The organism is Labrys sp. ALF-8, from assembly GCF_059699065.1.
In genome coordinates this window covers 2,641,169-2,662,080 of record NZ_AP048537.1, presented here as the reverse complement: position 1 = coordinate 2,662,080, position 20,912 = coordinate 2,641,169, and the positions used below count along the sequence as shown (strand labels likewise).

The window sequence follows — 20,912 nt, the reverse complement described above, 5'->3', positions numbered from 1 at the left end:
CCGTCAAAAAACAGAACGCTCCCCACGCCCCCGCTCCCTCAGCGATCGCCCGCAATGTCTCTGGAAAGCCACCTCGCCGCCTTCGACCCCGTCACCGACCCGGACCAGGCCGAACGCTACCTCACGGACTGGCCGCGCGACGCCCATGGCCTGGCCCGCGCCATCCTGCGGCCGCGCGACGTCGAGGAGGTGGCCGCGATCGTGCGGCTCTGTGCCGCCGAGGGCATCCCGGTGGTCCCACAGGGGGGTCACACCGGCCTCGTCGAGGGCGCCGTGCCGTCGGGCGAAGGCAGGGAAGTCATCGTCAGCCTGGAACGGCTGAATCGCATCCGGGATGTCGATGCGATCAACTTCTCCATGACCGTGGAGGCCGGCTGCATCCTCGCGAACCTGCACGCCGTCGCCGCCGGGCATGACCGGCTCTTCCCGCTTTCGCTCGGCGCCCAGGGCAGTTGCCAGATCGGCGGCAATGTCGCCACCAATGCCGGCGGCATCAACGTGCTGCGCTACGGCATGACACGAAATCTCGTGCTCGGCATCGAGGTCGTGCTGCCGGACGGGCGCATCTGGAACGGCCTGAGAAAGCTTCACAAGAACAATACCGGCTACGATCTCAAGCAGCTCTTCATCGGCTCGGAAGGGACGCTCGGCATCGTCACGGCCGTCAGCCTGCGCCTTTTCCCCAAGCCAACGCAGGTCGAAACGGCCTTCCTGGCGGTCGAGAGCCCGGCCGCTGCGGTGGAGCTGTACGGGCTTGCCCGGCGCGACCTCAGCGACCTGCTCTCGGCCTTCGAGATCATCCCGCGCTTCGGCCTGGAACTCGCTCAGGAGGCGACGCCCGATCTGCGCGATCCCCTGACGACGAGCGCCTCGCATTATGTCCTGATGGAAGCCTCCGCCAGCGGCCTCGTGGACCTCGCCACCCTGATGCAGCTCTTCCTGGAGGGCGCCATGGAGGCCGGGCATGTGCTCGACGGCACCATAGCCGCCAATACCGCGCAGGCCCGCCTGCTCTGGCGCTTCCGCGAGGATCTCGTCGAGGGCCAGGCCAAGCGCGGACGGCACCTGCGCACCGACGTCTCCGTGCCGATTTCCTCGATAGCCGACTTCCTCGCCCGAACGGACGCGGCGCTCGCGGCAGCCGAACCGAATGCGATCCCCGTGGCCTACGGACATGTGGGCGACGGCAACATCCACTACAACGTGCTGCCGCCACCCGACATGGCGGAGGCGGACAAACCCGCCTTCCTGAAGCACTGCGAAAAGGCCATCTACGCCTGCCTCGCCGAGTTCGGCGGCTCCATCAGCGCGGAGCACGGCATCGGTCGCGCCAAGCTCTCCTCCCATCTCAAGGGCCTGTCGCCGGTCGAGAAGGCGCTGACGGAGGGCGTGAAGCGCCAGTTCGATCCGGAAGGCATCATGAGCCCCGGCCGGCTCTTCGAAGCCTGACGATCACAGCCTGAAGGACGGGCGCCGGCAACATCGAAAGCGATGGGTCGCCGCCATGGCGCTCGCAGCCTGCCCGGCCTTTCCGGTGCTTTCGCCACAGGCTTTGCCCGCCCATCCCCGCGCTGCGGATGCCCACCCTGTCCATGATCCGGTTTGAAGGCGCTTCCCCATCAAGGGGTGAAGTCCGCTTTCTCCTGCTGATATCACAAGTGATGATTGACTCATCATACCAGTTGACCTATAAACCGCCCGAACTCGTAGGGAGGTCCGTATGACGACGATCGCGCTCTTCGGCGCCGGTGGAAAAATGGGTTACCGGCTGGCCAGCAACCTCAACGGATCGCGCTTCGAGGTCCGGCACGTCGAAGTGAGCGATGCCGGCAAGGAGCGCCTCAAATCCGGCCTCGGCCTCGATACGGTCGATGTCGACACCGCGCTCGACGGCGCCGAAGTGGTCATCCTCGCCGTGCCGGATACGCTGATCGGCAAGGTCGCCGCCGGCATCAACGACAAGCTCAAGGCTGGCACCATGGTGGTGGCACTCGATGCAGCAGCGCCCTTCGCCGGTCACTTCCCCGACCGGCCGGACCTGACCTATTTCGTCACCCATCCCTGCCATCCGCCCATCTTCAACGATGAGACGGACATGGCCGCGAAGAACGACCATTTCGGCGGCATCGCCGCCAAGCAGCACATCGTCAGCGCCCTGATGCAGGGCCCCGAGAGCGCCTATGCCGTCGGCGAGGAGGTCGCCAAGGTGATCTGGGCGCCAGTGATGCGCTCTCACCGCGTTACGGTGGAGCAGATGGCGCTGCTGGAACCCGGCCTGTCCGAAACCGTCTGCGCCACGCTTCTGGTGGTGATGCGCGAGGCGATGGACGAGGTGGTCGCCCGCGGCGTGCCGCATGAGGCCGCCCGCGACTTCCTGCTCGGCCACATGAACGTGCTGGGCGCCGTGATCTTCGACGAGGTCAAGGGCGTGTTCTCCGACGCCTGCAACAAGGCCATCGCCTTCGGTAAGCCGGCCCTGATGCGCGACGACTGGAAGCGCGTCTTCGAGCCAAACGAGATCGCGGACAGCATCCGCCGCATCACCTGAGCAACATTGCCAGCAGCCGTCGCCTCCGGGCGGCGGCTGTTTTCATAGCACCCGACCACCCCGATCCGCGTCCCCCACACAAGAACAAGACGGGACGGGCGCCAACCTCTCTGGGAGGAAGCAGTGAGTTCGAACGCCCCCGCGAGCAGCACCGTCGAGCAGTCGGCCATCAGCAAGGCCACCTGGCGCCTGGCACCTTTCCTCGGATTGATGTTCTTCATCAATTTCCTCGACCGCACGGCGATTTCCTTCGCCGGCCCGCACGGTCTGACAACCGATCTCGGCCTCACCGCCACGCAGTTCGGCTTCGCCGCCGGCATCTTCTTCATCGGCTACATCGTCCTCGAAATCCCCAGCAACCTTGCCCTGCACAAGTTCGGCGGCCGGCGCTGGCTTGCCCGCATCATGGTGACCTGGGGCATCGTCTCGCTGCTCTTCACCTGGGTGAGCAGCGTCACCGGGCTCTATGCCCTTCGGTTCCTGCTCGGCATCGCCGAGGCCGGCTTCTTCCCCGGCGCGATCCTCTATCTCTCGACCTGGGTGCCGGCCCGCCACAAGGCCAACATCCTCGCCCTCTTCTACATCGCCCAGCCGATGACCACCGTGATCGGAGCGCCGCTCGCCTCCTCGCTGATCCAGGCGCACGGTTTCTTCGGGCTCGAGGGCTGGCGCATCATGTTCTTCGGCGTCTCCATCCCAGCCATCCTGATCGGTATCGTCACCTGGTTCTACCTGCCGGATTCGCCCAAGGACGCGAAGTGGCTGACCGCAGAGGAGAAAAGCTGGCTGATCGCGGAACTCGCCCGCGAGGACAGCGCCAAGCGCGACCCCCAGAACCATTCCATCAGCGCGGCCCTGTCGAGCGGACGGGTCTGGGTGCTGTCCCTGATCTATTTCGGTCTCGTCTATGGCCTCTATGCGCTCGCCTTCTTCCTGCCGACCATCATTTCAGGCTTCGAGACTAAGTTCGCCACCAAGTTCAGCGTCTTCCAGGCTGGCCTGATCACCGCCATCCCCTACCTGCCCGCCGCCATCGCCCTTTATCTGTGGAGCCGCGACGCGACGAAGCGCGGAGTACGCGCCTGGCATATCGGCATCCCGGCGCTGGTCGGCGCGTTGAGCATTCCCGTGGCGCTCTACATGCCCTCGCCCGAGACGACGGTCGCCTGCATCACGGTCACGGCCTGCGCCATCTTCTGCGCGCTGCCGAACTTCTGGTCCCTGCCGGGCCGTTTTCTATCCGGCGCCGCGGCAGCCGCCGGCATCGCGTTCATCAACACCATCGGCAATGTCGCGGGCTTCGCGGCGCCCTACATCACCGGCGCCGTCAAGGACGCCACCGGCCTCTACCAGGCCCCAATGATCATCGTCGGCGCCTTCATGCTGCTCTCGGCCATCCTCGCCTTCATCGTGGGGCACGAGATCCGCCGCGGCGACGCTACCTCCGGCGCCTATGCGCCCCTCAAGCCCCGGGGGTGAGCCTCACCCTCGGCAAGCAAGACGCTCGCCGGAAACAACCGGCGGCAACCACGCACTGATACGTCGATTTGACGAAACCGGGAGGACGACATGACCTTGAAACGACTTCTACTGAGCGCCGCACTGGCCGGCGTGATGGCCGCGGGAATGGCCGGCTCGGCACTTGCCGCCGACCTCATCGCCATCATCACCCCCTCGCACGACAACCCCTTCTTCAAGGCCGAGGCGCAGGGCGCCGAGGCCAAGGCCAAGGCGCTCGGCTACGACACGCTGGTGCTGGTCCATGACGACGACGCCAACAAGCAGTCCCAGCTCATCGACACCGCCATCGCGCGCGGCGCCAAAGCCATCATCCTCGACAATGCCGGCGCCGACGCTACCGTCGCCGCCGTTCAGAAGGCCAAGGATGCGGGCGTGCCCTCCTTCCTGATCGATCGCGAGATCAATGCCGCCGGCGTCGCCGTCGCCCAGATCGTCTCGAACAACTACCAGGGCGCCCAGCTCGGGGCGACGGAGTTCGTCAAGCTGATGGGCGAGAAGGGCAATTTCGTCGAGCTGGTCGGCAAGGAATCCGACACCAATGCCGGCATCCGTTCCAAGGGCTACCACGACGTCATCGACGACTATCCGGACCTGAAGATGGTGGCCCGCCAGTCGGCCAACTGGAGCCAGACCGAGGCCTATTCCAAGATGGAGACCATCCTGCAGGCCAATCCCGACATCAAGGGCGTGATCTCGGGCAACGACACCATGGCGATGGGCGCCATCGCCGCCCTGCAGGCGGCCGGCCGCAAGGACGTGATCGTGGTGGGCTTCGACGGCTCCAACGATGTGCGCGATTCCATCAAGCAGGGCGGCATCAAGGCGACCGTCCTGCAGCCCGCCTATCTCCAGGCCCAGAACGCCGTCGAGCAGGCCGACGGCTACATCAAGACCAAGAAGGCGCCCGCGCAGGAAAAGCAGCTCATGGACTGCGTCCTCATCACGCCGGACAACGCCGGCAAGCTCGAGACCTTCGCGCTGTCGAACTGAGCCCTCGACAAATCTGCCGGTGGCAGGGCGCGAACCTTGTCATGCCCGGGACAAGCCCGGCGATGACAAAGTGGCGTTCCACCGGCAGGGACTGTGCAACATGGAGATGGCGGTATCCGCCAGCTCCCTTCATCCCGGACACGCGTTCCGGATATGGCGGTCGGTGACCGCCACTCCAATTGCCAGGGCCCACCGATGCAGGCCGATCGTTTCGCCCCAACTCTGCTCATCCTCGCCGCCGCGCTCACTCTGGGCGCCTGCAAGATCGTGCCCACCGGCGAAGTAGCGGCCATGAAGCAGGCCGGCGCCTCGGGCGCGGGACCAGCCTTCGATCCCGACAAGATGGTTGCGGAGATGTGGGATGCCAAGGTAATTCCCTATCTCAAGGCCAAGGCCGGCGATTTCGCCGCCGTGCGCGACCTTGCCGCGAAGTCCCCCGACGAGGCGGGCCAGAAATATGGCTATCGCGCCAAGGAGGGCAGCACGCCCTGGACCTATGTGGTGAAGGCCGAAGGGCGCATCGTCGCCGCCAACACCCAGTCGCGAGCCGCTACCATCGACATCGATGTCGACAAGGACGGCAAGGCGGATCTGGTCGTGCAAATCGGCCCCGCCCTGCGCGGCACCACGCTGCGCGACAGCCTCGACTTCATCTCCTTCAATTCCTTCACCAACCAGATCGACTACGCCCAGTTCGGCAAGGCCTTCAACGCCAAGGTCAATGCGAGCGTGCTCCAGGCCGTGCCGCGCGACGGACTGGTCGGGCGCAGCGTGACGGTGCTCGGCACCTATGCCTATGAGCCTGGCGACAAACCGCCGCTGGTGACGCCAGCGGAGCTGAGCCTGGGGCCGAAGTCATGAGCACTCCCGACCATGAGGTGGTGCTGCGCCTCGAAGGCGTATCGAAGGTCTATTCCGGTACCGTCGCGGTGAAGCATGCGGATTTCGACGTCCGGCGCGGCGCGGTGAACGTGCTGGTCGGCGAGAACGGCGCCGGCAAGTCCACGCTGATGAAGATCATCGCCGGGGTGGTGCAGCCGACCAGCGGACACATCCTCCTCAACGGCAAGCCGGTTATCTTCCACAACGCCGGCGAGGCCGTGGCGCACGGCATCGGCATGGTGTTCCAAGAACTCAACCTCTTCGGCAATCTTTCCGTGGCCGAGAACATCTTCGCCGCCAGAGAGATCGTGCGCCTGCCGCGCGGCATCGACCATCGCGAGCAGGAACGGCGCGCCACCGAGTTCCTGAACCGCCTGGAGGCCGGGATCGACGCCCGCACACCGGTGGAGGACCTGCGCATCGGCCAGCAGCAGCTCGTCGAGATCGCAAAGGCAGTGGCGCAGGACGCTCGCATCCTCATCATGGACGAGCCGACCTCGGCCCTCAGCGCCACCGAGGTCGAGATCCTCTTCCGCGTCATCGCCGACCTCAAGGCGCGGGGCGTCGCCATCGTCTACATCTCGCATCGCCTGGAGGAACTGATCCGCATCGGCGACTACATCACCGTGCTGCGCGACGGCACCGTCACCGGCCAGGAGCGCATGGCCAATGTCGACGTGCCCTGGATCGTGCGCCAGATGATCGGCTCCGACGCCAAGGACTTCGCCAAAACAGAGGAGCATCCGCTCGGCAACGAAGTCTTCCGCGCCGAGGACATCTGCCTGCCCCGCGTGACCGGCGGACTCGCGGTCGACCATGTCTCGCTCGCCGTCCGCCAGGGCGAGATCGTCGGGATATATGGGCTGATGGGCGCCGGTCGCAGCGAGTTCTTCGATTGCGTCATGGGCCGCCATCGCCATGCCACAGGCCGCATCTTCATCGACGGCAAACCCGTGGCGGAGAAGGACGTGACCGGGCGCATTCGGCGAGGCCTCGCCCTCATTCCCGAGGACCGCCAGCGCGAGGGCCTAGTCACGGTCCTCTCGATCGCGGCCAACCTCTCGATGGCGGCGCTCGGCCGTTTCCTGACCGGTTTCCACATCAGGCGGGATCGGGAGCAGGCCGCCATCCGCTCGGCCATCAAGGACCTTTCCATCAAGGTCGCCGATCCGGAACTCGAGGTGAGCTCGCTTTCGGGCGGAAACCAGCAGAAGGTGGTGATCGGCAAGGCGCTGATGACGAACCCCAAGGTTCTGCTGATGGACGAGCCGAGCCGCGGCATCGATGTCGGCGCCAAGGCGGATGTCTTCCGCACCATGCGCAGGCTCGCCGCCAAGGGTCTCGGCATCCTCTTCGTCACCTCCGACCTCGACGAGGTCATGGCCCTGTCGGACCGCATCGCCGTGATGAGCAACGGCAAGCTCACAGCCTTGTTCGACCGCGACAAGACCACGCCATCGGAGGTGGTCGCCGCTTCGGCGCTCGGCCACGGCCCCGCCTCCTCCCAGACATCGAACCACGGAGCGCCGGCATGACAGTCGCGCAGGAACCCTCGAACCGGTCAGTGGCCGGCAGCGGCTCCCTTGCCCTGAACCTGATGAAGCTGCGCACCTTCATCGCGCTCTTCGCGGTGCTGATCTTCTTCTCGCTAGCGGCGCCGAACTTCCTGTCGACCGCCAACCTTATCCTGATGTCGAAGCATGTGGCGCTGAATGCCTTCCTCGCCATGGGCATGACCTTCGTGATCGTCACGGGCGGCATCGACCTGTCCGTCGGCTCGATCGTCGGCCTGTGCGGCATGGTGGCCGGCGGGCTGATCCTCAACGGTCTCGACCTGCGCATAGGCTACACCGTCTTCTTCAACATCTACGAGGTGATGGCGATCACCCTGCTGGTGGGCATCGTGATCGGCGCCATCAACGGCCTGCTGATCACCCGGCTCAACGTGGCACCCTTCATCGCCACGCTCGGCACGCTCTATGTCGCGCGCGGCCTGGCGCTGCTCTCCTCCGATGGCGCGACCTTCCCCAACCTCGTGGGCCGGCCCGACTTCGGCACGCAGGGCTACGAGATCCTCGGCGCGGGACGCCTTCTCGGCCTGCCGGTCTCGATCTGGATCCTCGCCGTGCTGGCATTGGCTGCCGCTTACATGGCGCGCTGCACGCCCCTGGGGCGGCACATCTTCGCGGTAGGCGGCAATGAGCGCGCGGCAGGCCTCTCCGGCATCCGCGTCAACCGCGTGAAGATGTTCGTCTACATGTTCTCGGGTTTCTGCGCGGCCGTGGTCGGCCTCGTCGTCTCCTCCGAGCTGATGGCCTCCCATCCCGCCACGGGCGAGAGCTTCGAGCTCAACGCCATCGCGGCGGCCGTGCTCGGCGGCACCTCGATGTCCGGCGGACGCGGCACCATCGGGGGAACAATCATCGGTGCCTTCGTCATCGGCATCCTCTCGGACGGCCTCGTGATGATGGGCGTCAGCGAATTCTGGCAGATGGTGATCAAGGGCCTGGTGATCATCATCGCCGTCGTGGTCGACCAGGCCCAGCGCAGGCTGCAGCAGCGTGTTGCCCTGCGCCAGATGGCGAGGCTTGCCTGATGAGTTTACGTGGTGCCCTGATCGGTTGCGGCTTCTTCGCCATCAACCAACTGCATGCCTGGCGCGACGCCGAAGGGGCCGACATCGTCGCCATCTGCGACCGAGACCCGGCGCGGCTCAACCTGGCAGGCGACCAGTTCGGCATTGCCGCGCGCTATGCCGACGCCGAGGAAATGCTGAAGGCCGAAAAACCCGACTTCGTCGATATCGCCACCACGGTACCGAGCCACCGCCCGCTGGTGGAACTCGCCGCACGCCTGGGAATCCCCGTGATCTGCCAGAAGCCCTTCGCGCTTTCGATGGCGGATGCCCGGAGCATGGTGGACGCCTGCCGGCAGGCAGGCGTGCCGCTGATGGTGCATGAGAATTTTCGCTGGCAGAGCGCCATCCAGGCTGTGAAAGCCAGGCTCGACGCCGGTGCCGTCGGCAAGCCCTTCTGGGCACGCGTGTCCTTCCGCTCGGGCTTCGACGTCTTCTCCGGCCAGCCCTATCTCGCCGAGGGCAAGCGCTTCATCATCGAGGACCTGGGCATCCACATCCTCGACATCGCCCGCTTCCTGTTCGGAGACGTCGCCCGGCTGACCGCCCGCACCGCCCGCGTCAATCCTGCCATCCAGGGCGAGGACGTCGCGACCATGCTGCTCGACCACGAAAGCGGCCTCTCCTCGGTGGTCGACTGCAGCTACGCCACGAGGCTGCCGGTGGAGCCCTTCCCTGAGACGCTCGTGGAGATCGACGGCACGGCTGGCACGCTGCGTCTCGGCCAGGGCTATCGCCTCGTCGTCAACGGCCCCGGCGGCGTGGAGGAGGCCGACCTGTCGCCGCCGCTGCTGCCCTGGGCCTCGCGCCCCTGGCACAACATCCAGGAGAGCGTGTTCGCCATCCAGCAGCACTGGGTGGAGTGCCTCAGGGAGGGCCGGGAGCCATCCACCTCCGGCCACGACAATATCGGCACGATGGCGCTGGTCGAGGCGGCCTACGCGAGCGCCCACGGCGGGCAGACGATCGAGATGCGCACGGTGTGATACAGCCGATGGCGGATTATTCGAGGCAGGAAGGAATATTTTTCGAAGGAGTGGAGGGAATAAATGCCGCGCGGCGACTGTCCTTCCTCCCATGGGCTCGAGAAAGAGCCTCGTGAGAGGAGCACACCATGTCGAACGATGCCAATTCCAGGAAAGAAGGATCGCGGGCGAGGTTCGCGGCACTTGCCGCGCTTGCGGTTCTAGCGGGCATGGGCTTCGCGAGCCCCGCCTTTGCGGACGCCGGCGATCGTGACCTCGAGGTCAACGCCATCAATCCCGCGCCGAACTTCCTGGGTTCGCCGCCGGCAGTGGCGCCGGCTGCGAAAGCGCACCATATGAAGCCCGTTCATGGCATGACTGCAGCCAATGGCCACGTCCGGGCCTTCGCTCGCATTCGCCGGGAATGACGGTCACGCGATCCAATCCGAAGTGACGTCGGAAGGCGGGGCTCGTGTTCGCCATCTGGAGACTCGTCCCTCACCCCGCCGGACCCTGGTGGACATAGAGTGAAGCCGAGCGGTCGAGGTGCCTGACCATCGCCTTTTCCGCCCCATCCGGATCATGGGCGATGATGCGGCCGAGGATCTCCTCATGTTCCGCCAGCGTGAAGTTTTCCTTGCCCGTCCAGATCAGAAGGTCGGTGTGATACTGCTTCAGCCAGCCGAGCATGGCCTCGCTCATCGCCTCGAAGAGAGGATTGCCGGAGATCGCGGCGATGCGGGTATGGAACTGCATGTCGGCATTGATGAATGCATCCGCGTTGCCCAGATTGGCGCGCTGGCGCGCCAGCGAGTCCTGCAATCCGGCGATCGCCTTCGCGTCCGCCTTCTCGGCCGCCTGGCGCACCATGCCGAGCTCGAAGAAGCGGCGCACCTCCTTCAGGTGCTCCAGCGAGGCCGGGGAATTGGACAGGAGGATGCTGGCGGCATCGTCGACCTGCTGGAAGATCGACTTTGCGGTGGGATGTCGGACCCGCGCCCGTTCGCCATGGGAGATGGTGAGCAGGCCTATGGTGCTCAATTGCTGCATGGCTTCGCGGATTGCGGGGCGGCCGACGCCGAGCCGGTCCATCAATTCACGCTCCGAGGGGAAAGGGTCCCCCGGCTGCAGTTCACCGGTCGTGATCAGCGCCTTCAGGCGATCGAAGACCTCGTCGGAGAGCTTGCGACGGACGATAGGGGCGTTGCTGAGTGGCATGAGACATTCCGACTGAGGCATGGCCTGATATGACGGTCTTTGCCGTCTGTTTCCGCGCGAGGCAAGCGCTCCTGCAAGAGTGCCACCTGTGCCTGGAAACCGACAGGGCAAAATTCCTTGCGTCAACTTACGTCATGATATACTCATCATACCTGTTGAGCAATTCCTGAACGGGCTCGATCGCGCGTTTCCAAAAGCTGAATGAGTGCCATGTCCGTCATCCGCATGACCTATCGCATCGAGACGGCCGGTGATGTCGAGAAACTGGCCGCGAAGATCGCCAGCGACCAGTCCACGGGCACCTTCGTCGCCCTGCCGGGCGAAACGCCGGAACTCAAGGCGCGCGTGGCTGCCCGCGTGGTCGACATTCGCGCCCTGGAGCCGCTGGCGGTTCCCTCGCTGCCCGAGCCCTCCGCGCCGGCCGGCCGCGTCTACAAGCGCGCCGACGTCGACATCGACTTTCCCACCGAGGCGGTGGGCACGGACCTCGCGGCCCTGATGACCATCGCCATCGGCGGGGTCTATTCCATCAAGGGATTCAGCGGCATCCGCGTCACGGGCATGCAGTTGCCCGAGGCCTTCGCGGCGGCCTATCCGGGACCGCAGTTCGGCGTCTCGGGAACGCGGCGCCTGACCGGGGTGACGGATCGTCCCGTGATCGGCTCCATCGTCAAGCCGGCACTGGGACTGCGCCCGCCCGAATCCGCCGAGCAGGTGCGCGAGCTGGTCGAAGCCGAAGTGGACTTCATCAAGGACGACGAGAAGCTGGCAAGCCCCGCCTATTCCAGCCTCGATGATCGGGTGAAGGCCATCATGCCCATCATCCTCGATCACGAGCAGAAGACCGGCAAGAAGGTAATGTACGCCTTCGGCATTTCGCACAGCGATCCGGACGAGATGCTGCGCAACCACGACATAGTCGCGAAGGCCGGCGGCAATGCGGCGGTGATCAACATCAATTCAGTGGGACTGGGGGGCCTCTCCTTCCTGCGCAAGCGTTCGAGCCTTGCGCTGCACGCTCATCGCAATGGCTGGGATATACTGACACGCCATCCGGGCCTCGGCATGGATTTCGAGGTCTACCAGCAGTTCTGGCGGCTCCTCGGCATCGACCAGTTCCAGATCAACGGCATCCGGGCGAAATACTGGGAATCGGATGAATCCTTCGTGCGCTCCTTCGAGGCGGTCACGACGCCGCTGTTTGCCGGCGACGTCTGCCCGATGCCGGTCGTCTGCTCGGGCCAATGGGGCGGGCAGGCGCCGGAAACCTATGCCCGTACCGGGCGCACCCTCGATCTGCTCTATCTGTGCGGGGGCGGCGTGGTGAGTCATCCGGGTGGACCGGCTGCCGGCGTTCGCGCCGTCCGCCAGGCCTGGGAGGCGACCGTCGCGGGCGTGCCCCTGGAAACCTATGCGCGCGAGCACCCCGAACTCGGGCAATCGCTCCAGAAATTCGGCACCGATGCCGGGGCCGCGTGACGGGTCGGGCGAGACCCAGCAATGACGCGTGGAAACGCAGAGCCTGCCGGACAGGCAATGTCGGCCGGAGGTCGATCCTCCAAGTTCATGCCACCTTACGCATCACGATCGAAAAGCACCCCAGGAAAGACCCCGCCCATGCCCCGCCTGCTGCTTTCCTACTACGGTGACGATTTCACCGGCTCCACCGACGTGATGGAGGCGCTGGCCTCGCACGGCGTGCGGACCGCGCTATTTCTCCAGCCGCCGACCGCGGCCCAGCGGGAACGCCTCGGCGAGTGCGACGCGATCGGCCTCGCCGGCACCAGCCGCAGCCAGAGCCCGGCCTGGATGGACGCCGAGCTCACCCCGGCATTCGAGTGGCTGCGGGGCCTCGGCGCGGCCGTGTGCCACTACAAGGTCTGCTCCACCTTCGATTCCAGCCCGGCTATCGGAAACATAGGCCGCGCCATCGAGATCGGCCGCCAAGTGTTCGGGCAAGGGCAGGTGCCACTCGTAGTCGGCGCACCGCAGCTCAGGCGCTATACGAGCTTCGGCAACCTGTTCGCGGCCTATCAGGGGCAGGTCTATCGCATCGACCGCCATCCGGTGATGAGCCGGCACCCTGTCACGCCCATGGATGAGGCGGACCTGCGCCTCCATCTCGGCCGGCAGACCTCGTGCAGCATCGGCCTGGTCGACATCGCCACCCTGGGCGCGGCCGACGCCGAAGGCATGGTCGACGCCATCCTGGCGAAAGGCGAGGATGTCCTCGTGTTCGACGTCCTGGACGACGCGACGCAGGCCCAGGCCGGCCGACAGCTTCATCGCCTGCAGCCCAGGCTCGGCCCGTTCGTGGCGGGTTCCTCCGGCATCGAATACGCGCTGCTGCGCGCCTGGCAGGAAACCGGCCTGATCGGCGGGAAGGCCTCCTTCTCCACGCCGGGCACGGCAGACCGCATTGCCGTCGTCTCGGGAAGCTGCTCTCCCACCACCGAGCGACAGATCCGCCACGCCACCGCAAACGGCTTCGACGGCATCGCCCTCGATCCGCGCCAGCTCATCCACGGCGGCGACGAGGCCATCGGGGAGGCTGTCGCTGCCGGCCTGGACGAGCTCGGCCAGGGGCGCAGCGTCATCCTCTACACGGCACTCGGGCCGAGCACCGATATCGGCGGAGAGTTCGACGGCGAGGGAGACCGCAACAGCATCGGCCGGGCGCTGGGGCGGATCCAGAAGGCTCTGGTCGAGCGCGCCGGCCTTCGCCGTGCCGTCATCGCAGGCGGCGATACCTCCAGCCACGCTTTGCGGGAACTCGGCATCTTCGCCCTGACGACGCGCCTGCCCCTGCCCTCCTGCCCAGGCTCCCCCCTCTGCATCGCCCACGCCGATGCCCCTGCCTTCGATGGGCTCGAAATCGCGCTCAAGGGCGGCCAGGTGGGCGGCGACGACTATTTCTCGATGATCCGCGAAGGCCGCGCCTAGCGGTATCGCCACATATCGTCCCCGCCGAAGCGGGGCACGCTCAGCACGAAACCGGCCTGGCCGCGCCAGCACGGCGACTGTTGACACCCCATGCCGATTTGTAATAAATTTCATTTAGCGTAATAAATTACACTTTTGCACTTCCCGGCAGGAAACATGCCCCGACCCGCCCCCAAGCGAGTGAGCGAGGACAGCCTCGCGATCCGCGCCGCCTGGCTGCATTACGCCGCCGGGCTGACGCAGGCCGATGTCGCGGCCCGCCTCGGGGTCACCAACGTCAAGGCTCACAGGCTGATCAGCCGCGCCGTCGAGAACGGCGCCGTCAAGGTCACCATCGACGGCGACGTCGCCGAATGCGTCGTGCTGGAGGCATCGATCGGATCGCGCTACGGCCTCGACTACTGCGAGGTGGTGCCGGACCTGAACGAGCCGGGCCTGCCCTTGCGAGCGCTCGGCATCGCCGGGGCTGGCTTCCTGCAGCGGGAGATCGAGAACCTGCAAGGCGGCATCATCGGCATCGGCCACGGGCGTACACTTGCCGCCGCGGTGGCCGACATGCCCCGCGTACCGGCCGGCAAGATCCGCTTTGTCTCCCTGCTCGGAGGACTCACCCGCAACTATGCCGCCAATCCCTATGACGTGATGCACCGCCTGGCCGAGAAGACCAATGCCGCGGCCTATGTGCTGCCCGTGCCCTTCTTCGCCAATTCCGTGGAGGATCGCGAGGTACTCGTGGCCCAGCGCGGCGTTCGCGAGGCCTTCAACCTTGCGGCCGAGGCCGATCTCATGGTGGTCGGCATCGGCACGGCCGAGCCGGAGGCCCAGCTCGTCGCCTCCCAGATGATCGAGCCGGCCGAGATCCTCGAAGTGCGCGAGGTCGGAGGCGTCGGCGAGATGCTGGGACATTTCTTCGATGCGGCCGGCAATCCGGTGGAGACGTCGCTGGCCGCACGCACCCTCTCACCCGACCTAGCGGGACTGAAGGGGCGTCGGATCGTGGCGCTCGCAGGCGGCACCGAGAAGGTCGAAGCGATCCGGGCGATCCTTGCCAGCGGCTATCTCAAGGGACTGATCACCGACGAGCGCACGGCGGAAGCGCTCACGGCGAAGGGCTAGGGGAAGGGAAGACAGGCGATGTTCGACAGCGCGCCCGGCATGCGGACGAAATGCGAGGATACCCTCACATGAGCGCGGACAAGGATCTGCTCGTCGGCATCGATGCCGGCACGTCGGTGATCAAGGCCGTGGCCTTCACGCTCGCGGGCAGGCAGATCGCCGCTGCCTCCGTGCCCAACCGCTATGCGACGGGCGCCGATGGCATGGCTACGCAGTCTTTGTCCCAGACATGGTCCGACTGCGCCCAGACCCTGCGTGATCTCGCCGGCAAGGTCGAGGGCCTGGCGCGACGCGTGGCCGCCATCGCCGTCACGGGCCAGGGAGACGGAACCTGGCTCGTCGGTCCCGGCAATCGGCCGGTCGGCGACGCATGGCTGTGGCTGGACGCGAGGGCGGCGCCCACCGTGCAGAGACTGAGGGCACTGCCTTCCGACCGGGCCCGCTTCGAGGCGACCGGCACGGGCCTCAACGCCTGCCAGCAGGGGACACAGCTCGCCCATATGGCGACCATCCTGCCGGACCTGCTGGAGAAGGCGGAAGTCGCCCTGCATTGCAAGGACTGGCTCTACCTCAATCTCACGGGCGTGCGCGCCACCGATCCCTCGGAGGCGAGCTTCACCTTCGGCAATTTCCGCACTCGCAGCTATGACGACGAGGTGATCGACGCCCTCGGGCTCGCGCCGGAGCGCCGCCTGCTGCCGCCGATCGTGGACGGTTCGCGCACCACCCATGCGCTGTCTGCCGAAGCGGCCTCCGCCACCGGCCTGCTCGCCGGCACTCCGGTGTCCCTCGGCTTCGTCGATATCGTCGCCACCGGCCTCGGCGCCGGCCTCTACACGGGCGAGGCCGCCGCAGCCTGCACCATCCTCGGCTCGACGGGCATGCATATGCGCGCCACCGCCGACGATGCCGTCTATCTCAATGCCGAGAACACCGGCTACGTGATCGCCCTGCCCATTCCCGGCATCGTGGCGCAGATCCAGTCGAACATGGCCGCGACCCTCAACATAGACTGGGCCCTGCGCCTGGCCGCCGATCTCCTGGCCGAGACGGGACAGCCGATGACGCATGCCCAGCTCGTCGCCCGCATCGACGGCTGGCTCGCGGCCAGCAGACCCGGCCGGCTGATCTACCATCCCTACATCTCCGAAGCCGGCGAACGCGGCCCCTTCGTCAATTCACATGCGCGGGCGGGCTTCATCGGGCTCAACGGCACCCATCGCTTCGCGGACCTGCTGCGGGCTGTCGTCGAGGGGCTCGGCATGGCCACGCGCGATTGCTACGAAGCCATGGGCGCCATGCCCTCCGAAATACGCCTGACCGGCGGCGCCGCCCGCTCTCCGGCCCTGCGCGCGGTCCTGGGATCTTGCGCCGGCGCCTCCATGCGGGTCTCCGCCCGTGAGGAAGCCGGAGCGGCCGGCGCGGCGATGATGGCGGCCGTCGCCGTGGGAGCCTACGGCTCGATGACCGATTGCATCGGCGAATGGGTCACGCCGCTGCTCGGCACCGCCGAGCCGCCCGACCCGGCGCTCACCGAAATCTACGACCACCTGTTCCCCGCCTACCAGACGGCGCGCCGCGCGCTCGAACCGGTGTGGGACATGATGCAGCAGCGAGAGGAGTTGGCATGACCGAAACCGTGGATCTCTTCATCATCGGCGGCGGCATCAACGGCGCCGGCATCGCGCGCGACGCCGCGGGCCGCGGCCTTTCCGTGATGCTGTGCGAAAAGGACGACCTGGCGCAGGGAACCTCGTCCCGCTCGGGCAAGCTCGTGCATGGCGGCCTGCGCTATCTCGAATATTACGAGTTCCGCCTGGTGCGGGAGGCTCTCATCGAGCGCGAGGTGCTGCTCGCCAGCGCCCCCCACATCATCTGGCCGATGCGCTTCGTGCTGCCGCACAGCCCGGAGGACCGGCCGGCATGGCTGGTCCGGCTCGGCCTCTTCCTCTACGACCACCTCGGCGGCCGCAAGCGCCTGCCCGGCACCCGTACGCTCGATCTTCGCCGCGATCCCGAAGGCGCGCCCATCGAGGACCAGTTCACCAAGGGCTTCGAATATTCGGACTGCTGGGTGGATGATGCGCGCCTGGTCGCCCTGAATGCGCTGGACGCGGCCGAGCGCGGGGCGCGGGTCTTCACCCGCACGACCTGCTCGAGCGCCCGGCGCGAAGGCGACCTGTGGCGGATCGAGATGACCGACACGCGCGACGGCTCGCGCCGCGCCGTGATGGCCCGGGCACTCGTGAACGCGGGCGGTCCCTGGGTCAACGACATCATCCACCGCGTGGCCGGCGCCAATTCGACCCGAAAGGTGCGCCTGGTGAAAGGCAGCCACATCATCACGCCGAAGTTCTGGGACGGCGCCAACGCCTACCTCGTGCAGAACCACGACAAGCGCGTGATCTTCATCAATCCCTATGAGGGCGACAAGGCGCTGATCGGCACCACCGACATCCCGTATGACGGCGCGCCGGAGAACGTGGCGATCGACGAGAACGAGATCGACTACCTCCTCAAGACGGTGAACCGCTACTTCAAGCAGAAGCTGCGGCGCGGCGACGTGCTGCACAGCTTCTCGGGCGTGCGCCCCCTCTACGACGACGGGCAAGGCAATCCCTCCGCCGTGACGCGCGATTACGTATTCGACCTCGACACGACCGGCGGCGCGCCGCTGCTGAACGTATTCGGCGGCAAGATCACCACTTTCCGCAAGCTGGCCGAGCACGCCCTTCAGCGCCTGCAGCCGACCTTTCCTCAGATGGGACCCGACTGGACATCCGCAGGCATCCTGCCGGGCGGCGACATCGAGAAGGGCGACCTGCCGCGTTTCCTCGATCGCCTGGCGGCGGACTATCCGTGGCTGCCGCGTGACCTCGCCCACTACTACGCCCGTACCTATGGCGCCCGCACCGCACGCCTGATCGCTGGCGCCGGCAGCCTGGCGGACCTGGGGCAGGCCTTCGGGCCGCGCCTTCATGAAGCGGAGGCCCGCTATCTCATGGCGCATGAATGGGCGGAGACGGCGGATGACATCCTCACTCGGCGCACCAAGCACGGCCTGCACATGACCGGGGACCAGAAGGCAGCCTTCGCCGCCTGGTTCGAGCGCCAGCCGGCACATGCGGCGTGAAGGGACATGCGAAACGCCGATCTATCGCCACTCGGAGTTCCGCGCCACCGCAATCCGGGCCGTAGCCCGGCGAGCGGCTTTCTTCCCCTCATGCTCGTGCCATCGGAGTCCCCATGGGCCTGACGCTCTCCCTCAACACCAATCCGCTCGTCAACCGCTTCGCGGAGCCCGATGACCTCGTCGACACCGTCGCGCACCGGCTGAGGATCCGCGACCTGCAGTTGACCCACGAGTTCATCAACCCCTCATGGCCGGCTCCCGTCATCCGCCGGCTCACGCGCGAGATGCAGGCTGCCCTCGCGCGCACGGGCGTGCGGGTTACCTCGGGCATGACCGGCCCCTATGGGCGGCTCAACCATTTCGGCCATCCGGACCGGGATGTCCGGCGCTATTACGTCGACTGGTTCAAGACCTTCGCCGACATCACCGCCGATCTCGGCGGCAGTTCGGTCGGCACGCAGTTCGCGATCTTCACCTATCGCGACTATGACGATCCGGCACGGCGTGAAGAGTTGATCCGCATCGCCATCGACTGCTGGGCCGAGGTTGCCGATCACGCCAAGGCGGCGGGCCTCTCCTATGTCTTCTGGGAGCCGATGTCGATCGGCCGCGAATTCGGCGAGACCATCGAGACCTGCCTCGCCCTGCAGAACCGGCTGACCGCCGCCGCGATGGCAGTGCCCATGTGGATGATGGCCGACATCGACCATGGCGACGTCACCAGTTCCAACCCGGACGACTACGACCCCTATGCCTGGGCCCGTGCCGTGCCGCCCGTCTCGCCGATCATCCATATCAAGCAATCGTTGATGGACAAGGGCGGGCACCGGCCCTTCACGGCGGAGTTCAATGCCAGGGGCCGGATCCACCCCGAGCCGCTGCTCGCCGCCTTCCGCGAGGGAGGAGCGGCGGACAATGAGATCTGCCTCGAGCTCTCCTTCAAGGAACGTGAGCCGAATGACCGGCAGGTCATAGAGCAGATCGCCGAATCCGTGGCCTTCTGGGCGCCCCATATCGATACGGGGGCGGCTTCGCTGAATCTGTGAAGGGGCGGAGGTCGCCCCCAAAGCCTGGCGTGCAGTGCGTCGTGAAATGCCGCCCCTTTTCATGAGACCCGTCGCTTTTTCGATTGCATATGTGATATAAAATGTTATTTATCACTCCATAGGCGTTGTTAATCACAACAAGAAACCAAACGCGCCGGTCGAGGAAGCGATGGCTCTGAAGATTGGATGTTGGGTGGTTGGTAGCCTGCGGGCGGGCGCGAAAATGCGCCTCGCATGCGTTTGACAGGAGCCCCCGAGCATGACGACATCTCCCTTCTGGGTCGGCACCAGCTGGAAAATGAACAAGACCCTTGCGGAGGCGGAGACCTTCGCCGAGGGGCTGCTCGCGGCGGAGGCGAAGGCCGATTCCCGCATCCAGCGTTTCGTGATTCCGCCCTTCACAGCCGTGCGCGAGGTGAAGCGACTGCTCGCATCGACCTCCGTGAAGGTCGGGGCCCAAAACATGCATTGGGCGGACCATGGGGCCTGGACCGGCGAGATCTCGCCCCTGATGCTTCTCGATTGCGGGCTTGACCTGGTCGAACTCGGGCATTCCGAGCGGCGCGAGCATTTCGGCGAGACGGACGAGACGGTCGGCCGGAAGGTGGCCGCGGCCGTCGGGCATGGCCTGATCCCGTTGATCTGCATCGGCGAGACGGCTGAGGACAAGGCAAGCGGGCGGGCGGACGAAGTGCTGGAGAAGGAAGTGCGCGGGGCGCTCGCCACCCTTTCTCCCAACCAGTTCGCTGCCCCCATCCTCCTCGCCTACGAACCGGTCTGGGCCATCGGCGAACACGGCGTCCCGGCGAGTGCCGACTACGCCGACGCCCGCCAGGCCCGCATCATCTCCGTGGCGCAATCCGTGCTCGGGCGCCGAATTCCCTGTCTCTATGGCGGCTCCGTAAACCCGGGCAATTGCGCTGAACTAGCCACTTCTCCCCATGTCGATGGCCTCTTTATCGGGCGATCGGCCTGGAACGTCGCCGGTTACCTCGACATCCTCGCCCGCGTCGGCGCGGTGCTCTGAACCCGGGTACAACCCATCTCCTCGTGAAAGGGACGTGTCATGAAACTCGCAATTGCCGGAGACAGCGCCGGAGCCGATCTCGCCCATACCCTGGCGGAGCACCTCAAGGGCCGCTTCCAGGTTTCGGAAGTCTCGAAGGCGCCGGACAACGCCAGCGAATTCTACGCCAATCTCTCCGATCGCGTCGCTTCAGGCGTGCTGAAGGGTGAGTACGACCGGGCGATCCTCATCTGCGGCACAGGCATCGGCGTGTCCATCTCCGCCAACAAGGTGCCGGGCATCCGCGCCGCGCTCTGCCACGACACCTACTCGGCCGAGCGCGCCGCGCTTTCCAACAATGCGCAGATCATCACCATGGGCGCGCGGGTCATCGGCCCCGAACTCGCGAAGTCGATCGCCGACGCCTATCTGGCCCAGACCTTCGACGAAAACGGCCGCAGCGCCTCGAACGTCGCCGCCATCAACGAACTGGATTCGAAGTATCACGGGTGACCGCAGGGTTGGAGGCGGTGGCGCGTCTCGGGCGCCGCCTCCGCCGCGTCGCCGACCGAAATATCGTGATTATCTCGTATCTCAGAAGATTGATAACACAATAATATCGCGGTCGATCCACACAATCGTGAAGGCCTCGAAAATGACGGCAGCTTCGCATCGGCAGGCCAAAGCCTGCATCGGACGAAGGCTTCCGGGACACAAGCCATGGGCGCTCTCACAGAGATTTCAGTCGGAATGGCTCCTATTTGGCCATTTCACTCCGGATTCCCCGATAACTTCACGTCGGGATCCTCAACATTGAAGAGTCTGTCCCAAGGCAGCGGCCGGCTTCACATGGGCGCATTCTCGTCCAGAGCGCCGCTTTCGGCCTTCTATCGCAAGTCTGAGATATCT

The 20,912-nt window shown here is 66.0% G+C and carries 18 protein-coding genes; 17 read left to right on the top strand and 1 reads right to left on the bottom strand.

The window, feature by feature from the left end:
* Positions 1–54: 54 nt before the first annotated feature.
* The 9 genes from AC6H34_RS12255 to AC6H34_RS12215 all read left to right on the top strand — a co-directional run bounded on the left by AC6H34_RS12255 (position 55) and on the right by AC6H34_RS12215 (position 9,969).
* On the top strand, positions 55–1,449 hold the full coding sequence (locus AC6H34_RS12255) for an FAD-binding oxidoreductase (protein ID WP_497538993.1): 1,395 nt from the start codon (positions 55–57) through the stop codon (positions 1,447–1,449).
* A 271-nt stretch (positions 1,450–1,720) separates the two neighbouring features.
* Positions 1,721–2,548: a phosphogluconate dehydrogenase C-terminal domain-containing protein gene (locus AC6H34_RS12250; protein WP_497538992.1), complete on the top strand. Its 828-nt coding sequence runs from the start codon at positions 1,721–1,723 to the stop codon at positions 2,546–2,548.
* A gap of 123 nt (positions 2,549–2,671) precedes the next feature.
* Positions 2,672–4,027, top strand: a complete 1,356-nt coding sequence (locus AC6H34_RS12245; RefSeq protein WP_497538991.1) for an MFS transporter — start codon at positions 2,672–2,674, stop codon at positions 4,025–4,027.
* Positions 4,028–4,117: 90 nt separating this feature from the next.
* A complete protein-coding gene (locus tag AC6H34_RS12240; protein WP_497538990.1) occupies positions 4,118–5,059 on the top strand; it encodes a D-ribose ABC transporter substrate-binding protein in 942 nt (313 codons plus the stop codon).
* A gap of 195 nt (positions 5,060–5,254) precedes the next feature.
* Entirely contained in the window at positions 5,255–5,920 is a 666-nt protein-coding gene (locus tag AC6H34_RS12235) for a DUF2291 family protein (RefSeq protein WP_497538989.1), read from the top strand.
* Entirely contained in the window at positions 5,917–7,476 is a 1,560-nt protein-coding gene (locus AC6H34_RS12230) for a sugar ABC transporter ATP-binding protein (protein WP_497538988.1), read from the top strand. The genes AC6H34_RS12235 and AC6H34_RS12230 overlap by 4 nt, the downstream gene beginning before the upstream one ends.
* Complete coding sequence (locus tag AC6H34_RS12225) at positions 7,473–8,537, top strand: ABC transporter permease (protein ID WP_448149713.1); 1,065 nt, start codon at positions 7,473–7,475, stop codon at positions 8,535–8,537. The genes AC6H34_RS12230 and AC6H34_RS12225 overlap by 4 nt, the downstream gene beginning before the upstream one ends.
* Positions 8,534–9,562, top strand: coding sequence for a Gfo/Idh/MocA family protein (locus tag AC6H34_RS12220; RefSeq protein ID WP_497539882.1), 1,029 nt, complete (start codon positions 8,534–8,536; stop codon positions 9,560–9,562). The genes AC6H34_RS12225 and AC6H34_RS12220 overlap by 4 nt, the downstream gene beginning before the upstream one ends.
* A 128-nt stretch (positions 9,563–9,690) precedes the next feature.
* Positions 9,691–9,969 (top strand): hypothetical protein, encoded by a 279-nt coding sequence (locus tag AC6H34_RS12215; protein ID WP_448149714.1) that lies wholly within the window; start codon positions 9,691–9,693, stop codon positions 9,967–9,969.
* Between the two features lie 70 nt (positions 9,970–10,039).
* Here the strand turns inward: AC6H34_RS12215 and AC6H34_RS12210 are convergent, their stop codons facing one another.
* A complete protein-coding gene (locus AC6H34_RS12210) occupies positions 10,040–10,759 on the bottom strand; it encodes a transcriptional regulator NanR (RefSeq protein ID WP_497538987.1) in 720 nt (239 codons plus the stop codon).
* 201 nt (positions 10,760–10,960) lie between these two features.
* Here AC6H34_RS12210 and oiaX point away from each other — a divergent pair, with 201 nt between their 5' ends.
* The 8 genes from oiaX to derI all read left to right on the top strand — a co-directional run bounded on the left by oiaX (position 10,961) and on the right by derI (position 20,516).
* Entirely contained in the window at positions 10,961–12,238 is a 1,278-nt protein-coding gene (oiaX, locus tag AC6H34_RS12205; protein ID WP_497538986.1) for a 3-oxo-isoapionate-4-phosphate decarboxylase OiaX, read from the top strand.
* 138 nt (positions 12,239–12,376) lie between these two features.
* The gene (locus AC6H34_RS12200) at positions 12,377–13,702 is read left to right on the top strand and encodes a four-carbon acid sugar kinase family protein (RefSeq protein ID WP_497538985.1); all 1,326 of its coding nucleotides are present in this window, start codon (positions 12,377–12,379) and stop codon (positions 13,700–13,702) included.
* Positions 13,703–13,858: 156 nt separating this feature from the next.
* Positions 13,859–14,818: a sugar-binding transcriptional regulator gene (locus tag AC6H34_RS12195; protein ID WP_497538984.1), complete on the top strand. Its 960-nt coding sequence runs from the start codon at positions 13,859–13,861 to the stop codon at positions 14,816–14,818.
* 68 nt (positions 14,819–14,886) lie between these two features.
* Positions 14,887–16,449, top strand: a complete 1,563-nt coding sequence (locus AC6H34_RS12190) for an FGGY-family carbohydrate kinase (RefSeq protein ID WP_497538983.1) — start codon at positions 14,887–14,889, stop codon at positions 16,447–16,449.
* Entirely contained in the window at positions 16,446–17,951 is a 1,506-nt protein-coding gene (locus AC6H34_RS12185) for a glycerol-3-phosphate dehydrogenase (protein WP_497538982.1), read from the top strand. Before AC6H34_RS12190 ends, AC6H34_RS12185 begins: the two co-directional genes overlap by 4 nt.
* A 113-nt stretch (positions 17,952–18,064) precedes the next feature.
* Positions 18,065–18,997: a sugar phosphate isomerase/epimerase family protein gene (locus tag AC6H34_RS12180; RefSeq protein ID WP_497538981.1), complete on the top strand. Its 933-nt coding sequence runs from the start codon at positions 18,065–18,067 to the stop codon at positions 18,995–18,997.
* Between the two features lie 259 nt (positions 18,998–19,256).
* Positions 19,257–20,024 carry a triose-phosphate isomerase gene (locus AC6H34_RS12175; protein WP_497538980.1) on the top strand — a complete coding sequence of 256 codons (768 nt, stop codon included), beginning with the start codon at positions 19,257–19,259 and terminating at the stop codon, positions 20,022–20,024.
* 39 nt (positions 20,025–20,063) lie between these two features.
* On the top strand, positions 20,064–20,516 hold the full coding sequence (gene derI / locus AC6H34_RS12170) for a D-erythrulose-4-phosphate isomerase (protein ID WP_448149723.1): 453 nt from the start codon (positions 20,064–20,066) through the stop codon (positions 20,514–20,516).
* The last annotated feature ends 396 nt before the right edge of the window (positions 20,517–20,912 follow it).